This is a genomic window from Allobosea sp. GW821-FHT12C12 (assembly GCF_058807355.1).
On record NZ_JBXAQP010000002.1, the window covers coordinates 294,024 to 310,000 of the forward strand.

The 15,977-nt window shown below is 68.1% G+C and carries 15 protein-coding genes; 5 read left to right on the top strand and 10 right to left on the bottom strand.

Annotation, left to right across the window (positions count from 1 at the left end):
• The first annotated feature begins 20 nt into the window (after window positions 1-20).
• From AC1RRW_RS04365 to AC1RRW_RS04385, 5 genes are read left to right on the top strand one after another with little or no spacing between them, the layout of a single operon-like run.
• Window positions 21-629, top strand: a complete 609-nt coding sequence (locus AC1RRW_RS04365) for a TetR/AcrR family transcriptional regulator (protein WP_492899400.1) — start codon at window positions 21-23, stop codon at window positions 627-629.
• Window positions 626-1,930: a multidrug effflux MFS transporter gene (locus AC1RRW_RS04370; protein WP_492899305.1), complete on the top strand. Its 1,305-nt coding sequence runs from the start codon at window positions 626-628 to the stop codon at window positions 1,928-1,930. The genes AC1RRW_RS04365 and AC1RRW_RS04370 overlap by 4 nt, the downstream gene beginning before the upstream one ends.
• Window positions 1,923-3,200, top strand: coding sequence for a beta-ketoacyl-ACP synthase II (fabF, locus tag AC1RRW_RS04375; RefSeq protein ID WP_492899306.1), 1,278 nt, complete (start codon window positions 1,923-1,925; stop codon window positions 3,198-3,200). Before AC1RRW_RS04370 ends, fabF begins: the two co-directional genes overlap by 8 nt.
• A gap of 43 nt (window positions 3,201-3,243) precedes the next feature.
• A complete protein-coding gene (locus AC1RRW_RS04380; RefSeq protein ID WP_492899307.1) occupies window positions 3,244-4,050 on the top strand; it encodes an oxidoreductase in 807 nt (268 codons plus the stop codon).
• Window positions 4,051-4,082: 32 nt separating this feature from the next.
• On the top strand, window positions 4,083-4,277 hold the full coding sequence (locus AC1RRW_RS04385) for a hypothetical protein (RefSeq protein WP_492899308.1): 195 nt from the start codon (window positions 4,083-4,085) through the stop codon (window positions 4,275-4,277).
• Window positions 4,278-4,608: 331 nt separating this feature from the next.
• On the opposite strand, the gene AC1RRW_RS04390 is transcribed toward AC1RRW_RS04385, so the two are convergent.
• From AC1RRW_RS04390 to AC1RRW_RS04435, 10 genes are all read right to left on the bottom strand, one after another.
• Window positions 4,609-5,316, bottom strand: a complete 708-nt coding sequence (locus tag AC1RRW_RS04390; protein ID WP_492899309.1) for an ABC transporter ATP-binding protein — start codon at window positions 5,314-5,316, stop codon at window positions 4,609-4,611.
• Window position 5,317: 1 nt separating this feature from the next.
• Window positions 5,318-6,058 (bottom strand): ABC transporter ATP-binding protein, encoded by a 741-nt coding sequence (locus AC1RRW_RS04395; RefSeq protein ID WP_492899310.1) that lies wholly within the window; start codon window positions 6,056-6,058, stop codon window positions 5,318-5,320.
• Complete coding sequence (locus AC1RRW_RS04400) at window positions 6,055-7,110, bottom strand: branched-chain amino acid ABC transporter permease (RefSeq protein ID WP_492899311.1); 1,056 nt, start codon at window positions 7,108-7,110, stop codon at window positions 6,055-6,057. The genes AC1RRW_RS04395 and AC1RRW_RS04400 overlap by 4 nt, the downstream gene beginning before the upstream one ends.
• Entirely contained in the window at window positions 7,103-7,993 is an 891-nt protein-coding gene (locus tag AC1RRW_RS04405; protein ID WP_492899312.1) for a branched-chain amino acid ABC transporter permease, read from the bottom strand. Before AC1RRW_RS04405 ends, AC1RRW_RS04400 begins: the two co-directional genes overlap by 8 nt.
• Window positions 7,994-8,061: 68 nt before the next feature.
• A complete protein-coding gene (locus tag AC1RRW_RS04410) occupies window positions 8,062-9,243 on the bottom strand; it encodes an ABC transporter substrate-binding protein (protein WP_492899313.1) in 1,182 nt (393 codons plus the stop codon).
• A 76-nt stretch (window positions 9,244-9,319) separates the two neighbouring features.
• Entirely contained in the window at window positions 9,320-10,123 is an 804-nt protein-coding gene (locus AC1RRW_RS04415; RefSeq protein ID WP_492899314.1) for an enoyl-CoA hydratase/isomerase family protein, read from the bottom strand.
• 37 nt (window positions 10,124-10,160) lie between these two features.
• Window positions 10,161-11,705: an AMP-binding protein gene (locus AC1RRW_RS04420; protein WP_492899315.1), complete on the bottom strand. Its 1,545-nt coding sequence runs from the start codon at window positions 11,703-11,705 to the stop codon at window positions 10,161-10,163.
• A complete protein-coding gene (locus AC1RRW_RS04425; protein ID WP_492899316.1) occupies window positions 11,698-12,219 on the bottom strand; it encodes a (2Fe-2S)-binding protein in 522 nt (173 codons plus the stop codon). The genes AC1RRW_RS04420 and AC1RRW_RS04425 overlap by 8 nt, the downstream gene beginning before the upstream one ends.
• Entirely contained in the window at window positions 12,207-13,034 is an 828-nt protein-coding gene (locus AC1RRW_RS04430; RefSeq protein ID WP_492899317.1) for an FAD binding domain-containing protein, read from the bottom strand. Before AC1RRW_RS04430 ends, AC1RRW_RS04425 begins: the two co-directional genes overlap by 13 nt.
• Window positions 13,031-15,976 (bottom strand): xanthine dehydrogenase family protein molybdopterin-binding subunit, encoded by a 2,946-nt coding sequence (locus AC1RRW_RS04435; RefSeq protein WP_492899318.1) that lies wholly within the window; start codon window positions 15,974-15,976, stop codon window positions 13,031-13,033. Before AC1RRW_RS04435 ends, AC1RRW_RS04430 begins: the two co-directional genes overlap by 4 nt.
• Window position 15,977 lies beyond the last annotated feature (1 nt).

Genomic DNA, 15,977 nt, shown 5'->3' on the forward strand with positions numbered 1-15,977 from the left:
ATCTAATTTTGAGGTTCAGCATGCGAGTGTCACGGCAACAGGCGGCGGAGAACAGGAAGCGGGTGATCGAGACGGCCAGCAGGCTGTTTCGCGAGAACGGCTTCGACGGCATCGGCCTGAAGGACCTGATGGCGGGAGCAGGCCTGACACAGGGCGGCTTCTACAAGCAGTTTGCGTCGAAGGACGAGTTGGTGGCGCTGGCGACGCGTCGCGCGCTGGAGAGCGTTTCCGAGCGCTGGTCGAAGGCGGCGGCGGCGCGGCCGGACGATAGCTTGCGGGCGGTGAGCGAGTTCTATCTGAGCCAGGGCCATTCCGCCGAACGCGCCGATGGCTGCCCGATCGTTGCACTGGGGTCCGACGCGGCGCGGCAGGGTCCCGACGTCAAAGCCGTCTTCGAGGCTGGAATGCTCGGCTATCTCGACATGGTCACGGGATGGCTCGGCGAGGGACGCGAAGACGAGGCGATGGTCGTGCTTTCGACGATGGTCGGCGCGCTGCTCCTGTCGAGGGCCGTGAATGACGAAACTCTGGCACGGCGCTTTCTGGAGACGGCTGCTGTCAGCGTGACCAGCAAGGATGTCGGGCGCCAGGGCGACGCGGCCATTGTCCAGCCGGAGCGGATGCAATGAAGGCTGCCCCTGCGGATTTGAGTCATCCGCGCCCTTTTCCAGGCGTGGGCGACGGCCCCGCTGCCAGCGCAGCTCGTGAGGTCACCGGCGATATCGTCATTCTCCTCGCCGGTCTGGCTGCGATCGGGACGCTTGCCACGAATATCATCCTGCCGGCCTTCCCGCGGATGGGGACCGAACTCGGGCTGACCGGCGCTCAGCTCGGTCTGCTCCTGAGCAGCTTTTTCCTGACCTTCGCCCTGGGCCAACTGGTTGTCGGGCCGCTCTCGGATCGGTTCGGGAGACGCAGCCTGGTCCTCGGGGGGCTGGTCATATTCGTCGCGGGCAGTCTGGTGGCGGCCCTGGCGGGCAGCTTTTGGCTGCTGGTGCTGGGCCGCGTCATCCAGGCCATGGGCGCCTGCGCCGCCTCGGTGCTCGCCCGCGCCATCGCCCGCGACCTCTTTCAGGGCGAGGCGCTGGGCAGGGTGCTGTCGCTCACCATGATCGCCGGCGCCGTCGCGCCCGGTTTTTCGCCGCTGCTCGGGAGCGTTCTCGTCGAACTATCCGGCTGGCGCATGAGTTTCCTGTTCGTCGCCTTCTGCGCCGCGGCGCTCGCGATTCTCTACATGAAGCGGGTCGGCGAAACCCATCCCGTCGGCGCGCGTAGCGAACTCGCCTTGCGCAGCGTCGCCGCGACCTATCGCTCCCTCGCCATCGATCGCCGCTTCATCCGACCGGCACTGGCCGTCAGCATGGTTCTCGGTGGCCTCTTCAGTTTCTTCGCGGCGGCGCCTGGGGTGCTGATGGGCCAGCTCGGATTGACCCCGTTGCAACTGGGTCTGTCCTTCGCGGCGACCGTTCTGATCGTCTTCGCGGCAGGCCTGCTGGCGCCTCGGCTGGCGCGCCGGCATGGCAGCCATGAAGTCGGACTCCTCGGGCTGATCGTTTTTGCCGCCGGCTCGCTCGCCATGATCGCCGTCGCCTGGCAGCCGAGCTACCTCACGTTCACGTCGGCCATCTCGATCGTGCTGCTCGGAATGGGGCTGATCAATCCGCTCGGCACCGCAATCGCCCTGCAACCCTTCGGGCATCAGGCCGGGTCGGCTTCGGCACTTCTCGGCTTCCTGCAGATGGGCAGCGCCGCGCTCGGCTCGACCGTGGCGAGCGTTCTGCCGTTCCCGGCTGCGACATCGCTCGCCATCGTGATGATGGTAGCCGCCGTGCTGGCGCTTCTGGCCTTCGCGCCGGCTTTCCGTGATCGGCCCGAGCGCGTCCGCCCGTCATCGGATGTCACTGATGTGAAGGTCGTAACCGATGCGTAGGATCGTCATCACCGGCATGGGGGCCGTCACCCCGCTCGGCTCCGGCGTGGGCCGGTCCTGGGAACGCCTGCTCGCCGGCCAATCCGGTTTGCGCCGTCTCCCCGATGCCATCGTCGGCGACCTGCCGGCGAAAGTCGGCGGCGTCGTGCCGTCCCTGGATGACGACCCGGTCGGCGGGTTCGACCCCAACCGGGTCCTCCCCGCCAAGGACCAGCGCAAGATCGACCGGTTCATCCTCTTCGCCCTGGCAGCCGCCGACGAGGCCATCGCCATGGCGGGCTGGACTCCGCAGGATGAGGCGCGGAAGGCTAGGACAGCGACCGTCATCGCCTCCGGCATCGGCGGCTTTCCTGCCATCACCGAGGCAGTGCGCACGGTCGACACGCGTGGCGTGCGCCGGCTGTCTCCATTCACGGTGCCCTCGTTTCTCGTCAACCTCGCCGCTGGTCAGATTTCGATCCGCCACGGTTTCAAAGGCCCCATCGGCGCACCCGTCACGGCCTGTGCCGCCGGCATTCAGGCGATAGGTGACGCGGCCCGCCTGATCCGTGGAGGCGAAGCGGATATCGCCCTCTGCGGCGGCACGGAGGCCTGCATCAACGAAGTCGGGCTCGGCGGCTTTGCCGCCGCCCGCTCGCTCTCCACCGGCTTCAACGATAGGCCGGCCGAGGCGTCGCGTCCCTTCGACGCCGGGCGCGACGGCTTCGTCATGGGAGAGGGCGCGGGGCTGCTCGTCCTGGAGGCGCTCGACCATGCGCTCGATCGGGGCGCGAAGCCGATCGCGGAGCTGGTCGGTTACGGCACGACTGCCGACGCCCATCACATCACCTCCGGCCCGGAGGACGGCAGCGGCGCCCGGCGAGCCATGGAGATCGCCATCGCCCAGGCCGGGATTTCACCGGCGGAGGTCGACCATCTCAACGCCCACGCGACCTCGACGCCGGTCGGAGATCTCGGCGAGATCGCCACGATCCGGATGCTGTTCGGCGCGAACCCCCGCCTCTGCGTCAGCGCGACTAAATCCGCCACCGGTCACCTGCTGGGCGCCGCCGGAGGGCTGGGCGCGATCTTCGCCATCCTGGCCCTGAGGGACCAGATCGCACCGCCGACCCTGAACCAGACGACCCCTGATCCGGCTGCCGCCGGCATCGACATCGTTTCCGGCCAGGCGCGCGCGGCGGCGATGGAGTTCGCCATGGCGAACGGCTTCGGCTTCGGCGGCGTCAACGCGAGCTTGCTGTTTCGCCGCTGGTGCGACGCGTCGGCATGAAGGTCCGAATTTCCAACTCTGTCTCCTTGGAGGTCATTCCCGCATGAACAACGCCCAGAAGGTTGCCCTCGTCACCGGCGCATCCTCAGGTATCGGTCGCGCCGCGGCCGAGGCGCTGTGCCGTGCCGGCTATCGCGTCTACGGCACAACGCGCAGCGCCGCGCCTGCCGATACTGGAGCCTTCAGGATGCTGACCTGCGACGTGACCGATCCGGTGTCCGTCGAGGCTTGCGTCGCTCAGGTCCTGAAGGATGCCGGGAGGATCGACCTCCTCGTCAACAATGCCGGCGTCGGGTTGTTCGGCGCGGCGGAGGAGGCGTCGATGGCGCAGGCGCAGCAGCTGTTCGAGGCGAATTTCTTCGGTCTGCTTCGCGTCACGAACGCGGTCCTGCCCGCGATGCGCCGGCAGCGCTCGGGCCGGATCGTCAATGTCAGCTCATTGCTCGGACTGATCCCGGCGCCCTTTGCCGCGCTCTACGCCGCTTCGAAACATGCGGTCGAAGGCTATTCGGAATCTCTCGACCATGAGGTGCGGTCACTCGGCATCCGTGTCGTCCTCCTCGAGCCCGCCTATACGCGCACATCGTTCGAGGCCAACACCGCGCCGGCGTCCGGGACGATCGCAGCCTATGACGACATGCGCGCCCGGGTCGTCGCCGCGATGCGAATGGCGAACGAGGCGGGAGACGACGTATCGATCGTGGCCGATCGCATTGTCGAGGCCGCCGGAGCGGAACGGCCGCGCCGCCGTTACACCGCGGGGCGCCTGGCGGGACGCGTCGCCATGCTGCGCCGGTTCGTTCCGGCGGAGGCTTTCGACAAGAGCCTGCGCAAGCAGAGCGGGCTGTGAGGCGTGATAGGCCCATTCGCCGGAAGCAGCCGATGACGAGCACGATCTGGTCGGGCTTAGCCGCGGAACTAAGGGCCTACGGCGAGGCGCTGGCCGCGCTGGATAAAGGCCGCGTTGCAATCGACGAGGCCAGACTGCGCCGCGTCGAAGATGAATTGGCCGCTTTGAAGGCACGGGTCGCTGCGATGCACTCCGAACCGATCCCACCGAGTGCCGAGCATGCCTGACGCGCCACAGCATTGTTCGAATGCGGCACGCACGCCTCGTTCGGCCGTCTTGTCGGCAGCTGTAGATCGATTCATGGACGCGAGGCCACGAAAGTTGCCGTGCAACCGCCCGATCCGCCGTCCGCGCTGCATATTTTCCAATGGGCCGATCGGGCTGTAACTTTCGGTTTGCTCGACCAAGGGCGGCAGGCAACGCCTTCGCGTCTCCCCGGCGCCATTTCCTGCCATTGCTTCTCTGCCATTAAGCAGACATTGCAGCGCAGCGCGAAGCCAACAGGCTCAAGCATAAGGCGCCAAGAGTTTTTTGGGCGACCGATAGCGGCGCTTTGATTTAGACCGCGATGAGTTCCAGCAGTCGCTTGCGATCCGGCTGATGCTCGGCGTCGCCGCTGAAGACGATCTGGCCGCGTTCGACGACATGGAAACGATCGGCGACCGACAGCGCCTCATGCACGTTCTGCTCGACCAGCAGGACGATAGCGCCCTGGTCGCGCAATTCGCGGACGATCGCGAAGATTTCGGCGACGATCATCGGGGCCAGTCCTTCGCTCGGCTCGTCGATCAGGACGAGGCGCGGCCGGCCGACCATGACGCGCGCCATCGCCAGCATCTGCTGCTCGCCGCCCGACAGGGTCGTGCCGAGCTGGTGGCGCCGCTCGCCGAGGCGGTGGAAGCGGTCGTAGATTCCCTCGATCACGCGCCTTTCGTCCCTTGAGGATCGGCCCTTCACCTGGAGCAGCCCCAGCGACAGGTTCTCCTCGACGGTCAGGCCCGGAAAGATGCGCCGATCCTCCGGCACGAAGCCGACGCCGGCATGGCAGATGCTGTCGGGCGTCAAGCCTGTCAGCGTCCGGCCATCGAGCGTGATCGCGCCTTCGCTGGGCCGGACCCAGCCTGCGATGGTCTTGAGCAGAGTCGTCTTGCCGACGCCATTGCGCCCGAAAATGCCGATCACCTCTCCCGGCGCGGCAGCGATGTCGATGCCCTGGATGACGTGGCTGAGGCCGTAATGGCTGTGAAGTCCGCTGATCTGGAGCATTTCAGTGATGTCCGAAATAGGCGGCTTGGACAGGCGGGTTCGCGCGCACCGCGTCGGGCGCTCCCTCGGCGAGCTTGCGGCCCTGATGCATGACGACGACATGGTCCGACAGGCTCATGACGAGGCCGATATCGTGCTCGATCAGCAGCACCGTCACATCCTCGGTCAGGCTGCGGACGAGCTTTGCGGTGTCGGCCGTGTCGCCATGGCTCATCCCCTGCGTCGGCTCGTCGAGCAGCAGGATCTTGGGCTCCGAGGCGAGGCAGACCGCGATCTCGAGCCGGCGCTGGTCGCCATGGGACAGATTGCCGGCGAGTTCGTCGCGCTTTCGGGCGAGCTGGAAGCGCTCCAGCATCTGGCCGGTCTTGGCGAGTGCCCGCGTCGAGCGGCCGACCGGAAGAAAGGCACGCCCGGCCGGCTCGAGCACCTGCGCCGCCAGCCTGAGGTTCTCCGCGACGGTGAGCTCCGGAAACAGGCTGGTGATCTGAAAGGAGCGCGAAAGCCCCGCCGCCTTGGCGCGCTCGGGAGCAGCCCCGGTCATGTCGACGCCGTCGATCACGACCTGGCCGCGATGGGGCTTCAGCGCGCCGCTGATCAGGTTGAACAGCGTCGATTTGCCGGCGCCATTGGGCCCGATCACGGTCGTGATCTTGTGGCGCTGCGCCTGGAAGCTAACCTGGTCGACGGCCTTGAGGCCGCCGAAGGCGATGCCGAGGTCGCGAATGTCGAGGACGGGCGTCATCGGGCGGGCCTCTCGATTTCGGCGGCGATCGCAGGCAGCGCCGCGGGACCTGCCGCGTCATCGGGGTCGAGGCGGCGGCGCGAGAGCGAGGCTTCGATGCGGGGACGCACGACTCCGACCAGTCCCTTGGGCAGGAACATCACGCACAGCATGAAGAGCAGGCCGATGACGATGAGATGGTGCTCGGTCCAGCTGCCGATGATCGATTTCAGGATGATCAGCAGGACCGAGCCGTAGATCGCCCCGATCAGCGTGCCGACACCGCCGAGCACCACCGAGATCACCGCATTGCCCGACGTGGCGAAGAACATCAGCTCCGGCGAGACGAAACCGCGAAGCATCGGATAGAGCGCGCCCGACAGGCCCGCGATCGCGCCGGCCAGGACATAGGCCGCCATGCGCGCGCGCCAGACCGAATAGCCGAGGAACGGCACCCGCCGCTCGTTCGCCTTCAGCGCGGTCAGCACGCGGCCGAAGGGGGTGTCGAGCAGGTAGGCCGTCAGCACATAGAGGCTCATGATGATGGCGAGCACGATCAGGAAGAAGCCGACGGGACTGCCTGCCGAGACCGAGATCGGTCCCAGTCCGACCTCGATCACGGGGATGCCGATCATGCCGTCGGAGGCGCCCAGTTCGCGCGTGTTGTAGACGACCTTGGCCATGACCTGCGCCAAGCCGAAGGTGATGAGCGCGAAATAGACGCCGCGCACCCGGTTGGCGATCAGCCCGCCGATGACGGCGGCCATCAGCGACGCCACAAGGGCCGCGCCCATGGCGAGCCAGAAGGACGGTACTTTCATCAAGGTCAGCGCCGAGACATAGGCGCCGATGCCGAAATAAAGCGCCTGGCCCAGCGAAAGCGCGCCGGAATATCCCAGCAGCAGATCGACCGAGAGGGCGAGGCCGGCGAAGATCAGCGCCTCCGTGCCGAGCCGCAGATAGAAGGTGTCGCCGGTCGTGGCGCCGATGGCTGCAAGCCCCAGCGCGGCGAGGACGAGGAGCACCGCGAGCCAATGGCTCGCGCGCATGGATTGCGTCAGCCGGTCATGCATGGCCGAGCCTCCCGAACAGGCCCTGCGGGCGGAAAACGAGAAAGGCGACCATGGTTCCGAAGACGATCGGGTCGGTCCAGACCGGCGAGATCACGAGGCTCGCCAGCGCCTGCACCTGCGTCAGCAGGAGGCCGGCGACGACCGCGCCCCAGATCGAGCCCATCCCTCCGACGATCACGACCGTGAAGGCGAGCAGGATGAAGTCGCGCCCCATGGTCGGAAACACCGAATAGATCGGCGCCAGCAGCACGCCGGCGAGCCCCGCGAGGCTGACGCCGAAGGCGAAGGTGCCGGCATAGACCAGCGACACCGGCACGCCGAGCGAGGCGGCCATGTTGCGGTCGAAGGCCGCCGCGCGGACCATCGCGCCAAGCCGCGTCCGGTAGACCACATAGGCCACGCCGAGCACGATCGCCGCGCCGACCAGGATGAGGAAGATCCGGTAGTTCGGCAGGATGATGCCGAAGATCTCGGTCGCGCCGGGGATCGGGGTCGGCGGGCGCTGGGTGTTGGCGCCGAAGACGATCTTCAGCACGTCCTCGACGATGAGGCCCAGCCCGAAGGTCACGAGCAGCGTGGTGACGTGCCTGTCCTTCGTGTCGAAGACCGGCCGAATCAGCAGCCGCTCGGCCGCCATGCCCAGCGGCACCATCAGCACCGGCACCAGGACGAGCAGGAACCAGAAGCCGATGCCGGCCGCACCGAGCGCCAGCGCCGCATAGGCGCCGATTGCGTAGAACTCGCCATGGCTCATGTTGATGACGTCGAGCATGCCGAAGATGATGGTCAGCCCCAGCGCCACCAGCACGACCGCGACCCCGAGCGCGAGCCCGTTCACGACCTGCGGGGCGAGGACGAATTGGAGGTAGTCGATCGGGGACATGGCGGAGCCTCTCTGCGGGACGCGACACGAAGCCTCCTCCCGGTGGGGAGGAGGCCTGTTGGCGGCGCTCAGAAGCGCGTGCAGGCGTCGGGTCCGATCGCGTTCTCGGCGGAGACCTTGTCGACAATGTCGAACTTGCCCTTGGTGACGCGCACCACATACATCGGCTGCATGGCCTGATGGTCGCCGGCGCGGATGGTCTTGGCGCCTTGCGGCGTCTGCCAGGTCAGGCCGCGCAAGGCCTCGCGGACCTTGCCGGTCTCGGTCGAGCCCGCCTTCTCGACGGCGGCCTTGTAGGCGAAGAGCAGGCCGTAGCTGTCGGCGCCGTAGAGGTCGGGATCGGTCTTGTTGGCCGCGCGGAACGCCGCCACGAACGTCTTGTTCTCGGGTGAATCTATCTGCGGCGAGTAACCGACGCCGGTGGCGAAGCCTTCCGCGGCCGCGCCGATCGCCGTGATGTTCTGCGAGGTCACGGTGCCCGACGCGCCGACGACGGTCAGCCCCGTCAGCAGGCCGAAATCCTGGAGCTGCGTCAGCAGGCGCACCGTGTCGTTGCCGGCGACGGAGGTGTAGAGCACCTGTGGCCGGGTTGCGCGGATCTGGCCGAAATATTGGGTATAGTCCTTGGAATCGAGCGGTGCGAACACCTCGCCGCCGGTCGCCGAGCCGGTCTTTTCGGCGCTGCTCTTGAAGGCGGCGACGGTCGAGCGGCCCATCTCGTAGTCGGGACCGAGATAATAGACCTTGGCCTTGGGCTTCTCCTTGGCGAGCCAGGCGGCGAGCGCCACCGACTGCTGCTCGGCGCGCGCGTTCACCCGGAACATGTTGGGCGAGCATTTGTCGGTGGTGATCGAGTCGGCGAAGGACACCGTCGTCGCCGCCAGCTTGGCGTTGCGCTCGGCGAGCTGGGCGACGGCCAGCGTCGAGCCGGAATTCACCGTGCCGGTCAGGAAATCGACCTTCTCGACCTGGAACAGCTTCTCGGCCTTCTGAACGGCGACGGAGGGGTTGGCCTCCTCGTCCTCGAACAGCAGATTGACCGGCCGCCCGGCGATGCCGCCGGCCGCGTTGATTTCCTTAGCCGCGAGTTCGAGTCCCCAGCGGACCTGCTGGCCGATCGGCGTATAGGTGCCCGAGAGCGGGGTGACGACGCCGACCTTGATCGGTCCCGACTGGGCGAATGCGCCGCTGGCGAGGGTAGTGGCGGCGAGCAGGCCGGCTGTGAATGTCATGATGGTCGCGGTCTTCATGGTCGTTTCCCTTCTGGCTTCTTGTTGTCGGACGGCGTCGGCGATCCCGCGGCGTGTCCTTCGCCGCGGGCGTGTCTCAGCTCCCCAGGAATTTCGGGGCCCGCTTGGCGTGGAAGGCCTCGACGCCCTCGCGAAAATCGTCGGACTGGCGCAGGCGGCTGTAGCAGTGACCCTCCAGCTCGATCGCGATGGCGAGCGTCGAGTCCTCGGTGTCGTTGAGGAGTTTTTTGGCGGTGCGCTGGGCGATCGGCGAGAAGCCGCGCAGTTCGTCGACGAGCCGGTCGGTCGCTGCTTCGAGCTCGGCATCGGGCACGCATTCGGTGGCGACGCCCCAGTCCAGCGCCTGCTTCCCGGAGATGCGCTTGGACCGCATCACGATGTCCTTGGTGCGGGTGATGCCGACCATCTTCTGCAGACGGGCCGAGCCGCCGGAGCCGGGAATCTGGCCGAGCTTCTGCTCGGGCAGCGCGTATCGGCAGGTCTCCGAGACGATGCGGAAATCGCAGGCGAGCGAGATCTCGAAGCCGACCCCGAAGGCGTAGCCGCGATTGGCGACGATCACCGGCTTGGTGCAGCGCGCGGGTGCGGCGATGTTCCAGGCGAGCTTGGAGACATGCTCGGGCGAGGCCTCGAGGAAGCCCTTGATGTAGCCGCCCGAGGAGAAGTTCTCGCCGATGGCGCGCAGCACGATGACGCGGACGCGGTCGTCCTCGTCCAGCGTCTCGAACACCTTCCGCAGCTGGTCGCGCTGCGGCATCGAGATCACGTTCATCGGCGGCCGGTTGAGGACGATGTCGGCACGCTCGCGGGCCGGGTCGATCTCGACGGTGAAGCCGTCGAGATCGGTCAATGCGGGATGGATCGAAGCGCTGGCGTTCATCGGGCGGGCCTTTCGGGCGGAGCGGGTGTGAGGGGGTTCATTCGGCGGCGAGGCCGGGTTGCTCGGGCTCGTATTCGCCGGCCACGAGCTGGCGGCGCAGCAGCTTGCCGACCGGCGATTTCGGGATCGCCGCGACGAATTCGAAGCGCCGCGGCCGCTTGAAGTTGGCCAGTCCCGCCGACTTGCAATGCTGGTCGAGTTCGTCGGCGGTGACCGGGCCGGCGCGCTGGACGAAGGCGACGACGATCTTGCCCCAGCGCTCGTCGGGCAGGCCGACGACGGCGACCTCGGAGACGCCGGGGTGCAGCGAGAGGCAGCTTTCGATCTCGACCGGCGAGACGTTCTCGCCACCGGTGATGATCATGTCGTCGACGCGGCCGGAGACGTAGAGGTCGCCCTCGACGTCGAAATAGCCGGTGTCGCCGGTGAAGTACCAGCCGTCGCGCAGGGACTTCGCGTCGGCTTCCGGGCGCTTCCAGTAGCCCTCGAAAGCCTCGTCGCTGGAAGCCAGGGCGACGATCTCGCCCTCTTCGCCGGGACGAGCGAGATCATGGGCCGAGGCGGCGCCAAGCTTCACCACGCGGATGAGCTGGTTCAACCCGGCCTTTCCGGCTGAGCCGGGTTTGTCTGCGGCCTTCTGGTTGATCGTGAAGGTGTAGATTTCGGACGAGCCGTAGTGATTGACGAAGAGCTCGGGCGAAAAGGCGTCGGTGAGCTTTCGCAGCAATCCGTCGGTCATCGGCGCGCCGGCGAAACCGAGCTTGCGGACGCTGGAGACGTCCGTCTGCGCGAAGCGCAGGTGGTTGACGACGTCGTGATAGAGCGTTGGTACGAGATAGAGATTGGTAATCGCCTCCGCCTCGATCAGGGCCAGCGCGTGGCCGACATCGAAGCGCGGCAGGCAGACGAAGACGCCGCCGATCAGCGACATGGCGATCAGGGAGCGCACGCCCATGGTGTGATAGAGCGGCATGACGCCGAGCGTGCGCTCGCCGTTCGCGTAGAGGTTTTGGGCGACATGGGCGAGGCCCGCCACGCGCTCGGCCCGGTGCCGGCGCGGCACGCCTTTGGGCCTGGCCGTGGTGCCCGAGGTGTAGAGCATCAGCGACCAGGCATCGGCGGCGGCGCGCGGCATGGCGGACGGAACCGGCAGCGCCACCATCTCGGCAAAGGTCACCTCAGCCGTCCCCGCGTCAGGACCGACGGCGATGCGCGGGACAGACCGGCCCAGCCGGCTTTCCGTCAGCGCTTGTTCTGCCACCGCCTCGAACGCGATCGCCCTCGCGCCGCAGTTCTCGATGACGAAATCGATCTCCTCGGCCTTGGCGCGCCAATTGATCGGCACGATCGTCAGGCCCGCGAACTGGCAGGCCCAGTGCAGGGTCGCAGCCTCCCAGCGGTTCTGCAGAACGGTGACGAGGTGATCGCCCGCCCTCAGCCCCATGCCGTCGAAGGCCGCGACGAGCGACGAGATGCGCTCGAGCCATTGCCCATAGCTCAGCCGGACATCGCCATCGACGATGGCGAGCGCGCCTGGATCGCGCGCGACGCTGGCCATGAAGCTGGTGCCGAGGTCAAACATGGGCGGATTCCGGACAAGACGCGGCGCGTAGCTGCGCGGCGGCGTCGAGCGCCGCCCGGACGATCGGCGTGTAGCCGGTGCAGCGGCAGAGATGCCCGCCGAGGACCTCGCGCAGCTCCTGCTCGCTCGGATCGGGCCGCTCGCGCAGGAATGCGTCGAGCGAGATCAGGATGCCGGCGGTGCAGAAGCCGCATTGCAGCGCGTGGTGACGGCGGAAGGCGGCCTGCATCACCGACAGCCTGTCGGCGGCGGGGCTCAGGCCTTCCACCGTCGTGACATCGCGGCCTTCGAGCTGGACCGCGAACGTCAGGCAGGCACGCGCCGGCTCTCCGTCGATCTGGATGGTGCAGGCACCGCAGACGCCGTGCTCGCAGCCGACATGGGTGCCGGTCGCGCCGAGACCGTGCCGCAGCGCATCGGTCGCGAGCAGGCGCGGCTCGGCCTCCAGCGAAACCGGCCTGCCGTTCAGCGTGAAGGCGACGCGGTGGCGCGCGCTGGCGTTCAGGCGCGACATGACAGGGCCTCCGCGATCGTGTCGCGGCCGAGCGACCGCACGAGGTCGCGCCGCAGCCGCGCGGTCGCGTGGACGTCGTCGCGGGCATCGAGATCCCAGGCGAAGGCGTTGAGCGCGTCCGACAGGGCAGCCCCGTCGAGCAGCGGGAAGCTTCGGCGCTGCGGCGTGTCGGCGACGCCTGCGATGGCGACATGGATCGCATCGGCCGTCGCGATAGCGGCACAGCCGACGATGGCGAAATCGCCGTGGCGGCGCGCGACCTCACGGAAGGCATGGCCGGTGCCGCGCCTGGCGACGGGGAAAGCGACGGCCTCGATCAGCTCGTCGTCGCCCTTGTCGGTCACCATCATGCCGGCGAAGAATTCGCTCGCCTTCACGCTGCGGCTCTTCCTGCGCGAGCGCAGCCTGATCTCGCCGTCGAGCGCCACGAGGCACAGCGGGATCTCGGCACTCGGATCGGCATGGGCGGCGGAGCCGCAGACGGTGCCGCGCGCCCGCGTCTGGTAATGGCCGAGCCAGGGCAGCGCGACCGCCAGCAGCGGCTGCTCGGCAGCGAGGTTCGGCCGCCGCATCAGCGCGGCCTGCCGCACGCCGGCGGGCACGACGAGCGCATCGCCCTCGCGCCGGACCACGTCGAGACCGTGGATGCCCATCACGTCGATCAGGACGGCAGGCTTCGCCAGCCGCATGTTCAGCATCGGCAGCAGCGACTGGCCGCCGGCGATGATGCGGGCGTCCGATCCATGCTGCCCGAGCGCATCGAGCGCCTCGGAGAGATCGACGGCCCGGATATAGTCGAAGGCGGCGGGCTTCATGCGCGCCTCCGCAACAGGCGGGCGAAGAAGCCGGTCTTGGCGCTGGCGGGGGTGGCCTTACGCGCGAGCGCCGCGAAGAACTGCCCGATGATCGCCTTGGCCGCGCCGTCCAGCAGACGACCGCCGATGGCCGCGACCTTGCCGCCGACGGCCGCCTCGTAGGTATAGGAGATCATCGTGAGCCCGCCCTCGCCGGACGACAGGGTCACGCGGCCGGAGCCACCGCCGGTACCGAGCGCGCCGGAGACATAGCCCGTCAGTGTCGCGGCCTTGGGCGCATCGAGATCCGACAGCCGGATCTCGGCCTTGTAGCGGCCCTTCACCGGGCCGACACCCAGCGTCACATCGGCCTTGAAATGCGTCTCCGAGAGTTTCTTGACGCCGTGGCAGCCGGGGATGATCGACGCCAGCTGGTCCGCGTCGAGCAGCATCGCCCAGATCGCTTCCGGCGTGGCCGCGACCATGGCCTGTCCTTCGCCGCGAAGCGTGCGGTCGCCCGGCCTGGCCGTGCCCGGCGCCGCCGCCCGGCCGTCCTGGCCTTTGGGCCGTGCAGGCTCTGCAGTAGCGACGAGCGCGGCGACGCGCGCCGGCGTCAGCGGCAGGTCCAAATCCGCGACGCCGAGTGCGTCGGCGACCGCATTGGCGAGGCAGACGGGCGTCGACATGCAGTTGCCTTCGCCGACGCCCTTGGCGCCTAGCGGCGTGAAGGGCGACGGCGTCTCGATGTGCAGGATCTCGATATCTGGCGTTTCGGTCGCGGTCGGCAGCAGATAGTCGGCGAAGGTCCCGGTCAGGAAGGCGCCGTCGTCGGCATAGGCGAGTTCCTCGTAGAAGGTCGCGCCGAGCGCCTGTGCGAAGCCGCCCCTGATCTGCCCGTCGACCATGCCGGGATGCAGGACGCGGCCGCAATCATGCATGGTGACGTAGCGGTCGATGCGGACTTTGCCGGTGTCGACATCGACCTCGACGCCGGCCATGTCGAAGATGAAGCCGTGGCAGAGCGAGGAGTTGACCGCGTCATCCTCCGTCGGCGCCGACAGCTCGGGCGGCGTCCAGAACGCGGTCTCGCGGATCGCCTGGTCGATGCCGGCGGGAAGCAGGGCGGGCGACCAGTGCGACAGCGCGGCGACCCGGGCGAAGGGCAATGTCCTGGCTGCATCGCCCCTGGCGAACACGGCACCGCCCGCAAAGCCGATCTGTTGGGGCGCGACATCGAGCTGGCTGGCTGCGATCGCAGCCAGCTTGTCGCGCAGGCGGGTTGCCGCCAGATGCGCCGTGCCGGCGACCGCAGCGGCGAAGCGGCTCGAATAATTGCCCGACGCGATCGACCAGGCGTCCTTGCCGGTGTCGAGATCGGCGACCACGCTGATGGCCTCGCGCGGCAGGCCGAAGACATCGGCGACGACCTGCGCCAGCACCGTGCGATGGCCCTGTCCCTGCGGCACGGACGCGACATGCACGCTGACCGAGCCGACAGGGTCGAGCGACACGGTCGCCGTCGCCTGCGCGCCGTTCTTGGGGCCGGCCTTGCGGCGCTCCGCCGCGGTCAGCACGGTGGTGATGTAGCCCATGTTGGAGACGCTGGGCTCGACGGCGGCCGCAAAGCCGATGCCGTAGCGCCTGCCGGCAGCGCGGGCTTCGTCGCGGCGCCTTTCCAGCGCGGCGAGCCTGCCCTCGGCCGCGGCGAGGTCGACGGCCCTCAGATAGTCGCCGGAATCGTAGAGCGCGCCGGATGCGGTGCGGTAGGGAAACGCCCCGCTTCGAATGAGGTTGGTGCGGATCACGGCCAGCGGATCAAGCCCGAGCTCCACGGCGATGCGCTGCATCAGCCGCTCCAGCGCATAATAGACCTGCGGTCCGCCGAAGCCGCGCACCAGGCCGGTGGGGGCCTTGTTGGTCAGGACGACGCGGTTGCGGATCGCGAGGTTTCGAATGTTGTAGGCACCGGTCATGTTGCCGTGCATGCGGTAGAGCGTGGCGGGCTCGGGCGCGCGCGGGTAGGCGCCGCAATCCTCGACCTGGTCCCAGTCGAGCGCGGTGATGCGCCCCTCCCTCGTGACGGCGGCCTTCAGCGTGGTGACGCGGTTGGTCGCGGCCACAGCGGCGCTCAAATGCTCGAGCCGATCCTCGATCCATTTGACCGGCGCACCGGCCATTCTCGCGGCGACGCCAATCAGCACGGCATAGGGCGCGACGCCCTGCTTGACGCCGAAGCTGCCGCCCGAATCCGGCGGCATCCGCAGGCGCAGCCGGTTGCCGGGCACCTTCAGGCAGCGCGCCATCACCGCGTGGATGCTGAACGGCCCCTGGAAATTGGCGAGGATCTCGTAGGCATCCTCATGGGGATCGAAATCGGCGACGACGCCGAAGGTCTCCATCGGCGAGCCGGTGTTGCGCGGATAGGCGATGGAGGCGCTGATGACATGCGCCGCGTCCGCGAAAGCGGCCTCGGGCTCGCCATAGCGAAAGCGGCGGTCGCTGACGAGATTGGCACCGGCCTTGTCGTGGAGCATGGGCGCGTTGGCTGCAAGGCTCGCCAGCGGATCGACGACGCAGGCGCGGGCTGCGTATTCGACGTCGATGAGGTCCAGCGCGTCTTCGGCGAGATAGCGATCTCGCGCGACGACGATCGCGACGGGCTCGCCGACATAGCGTACGCGCTCGACGGCCATCGCCCAGTTCTCGACCGCGACCTTCAGCCCGGCGACCATCGGCGTCGTCAGCCTGGCGAGGTCACGGCCTGTGACGATCGCGGCGACGCCCGGCATTGCGGCTGCCGCCGCTGTGTCGATGGCAAGGATATCGGCATGGGCATGGGGCGAACGCAGGATGGCGGCATGAAGCGTGCCGGGCCTGACGCCGAGATCGTCGATGAAACGGCCGCGGCCGGTCAGCAGGGCCGCGTCCTCGACGCGCTCTACCGATTGTCCCGTCCATGACATG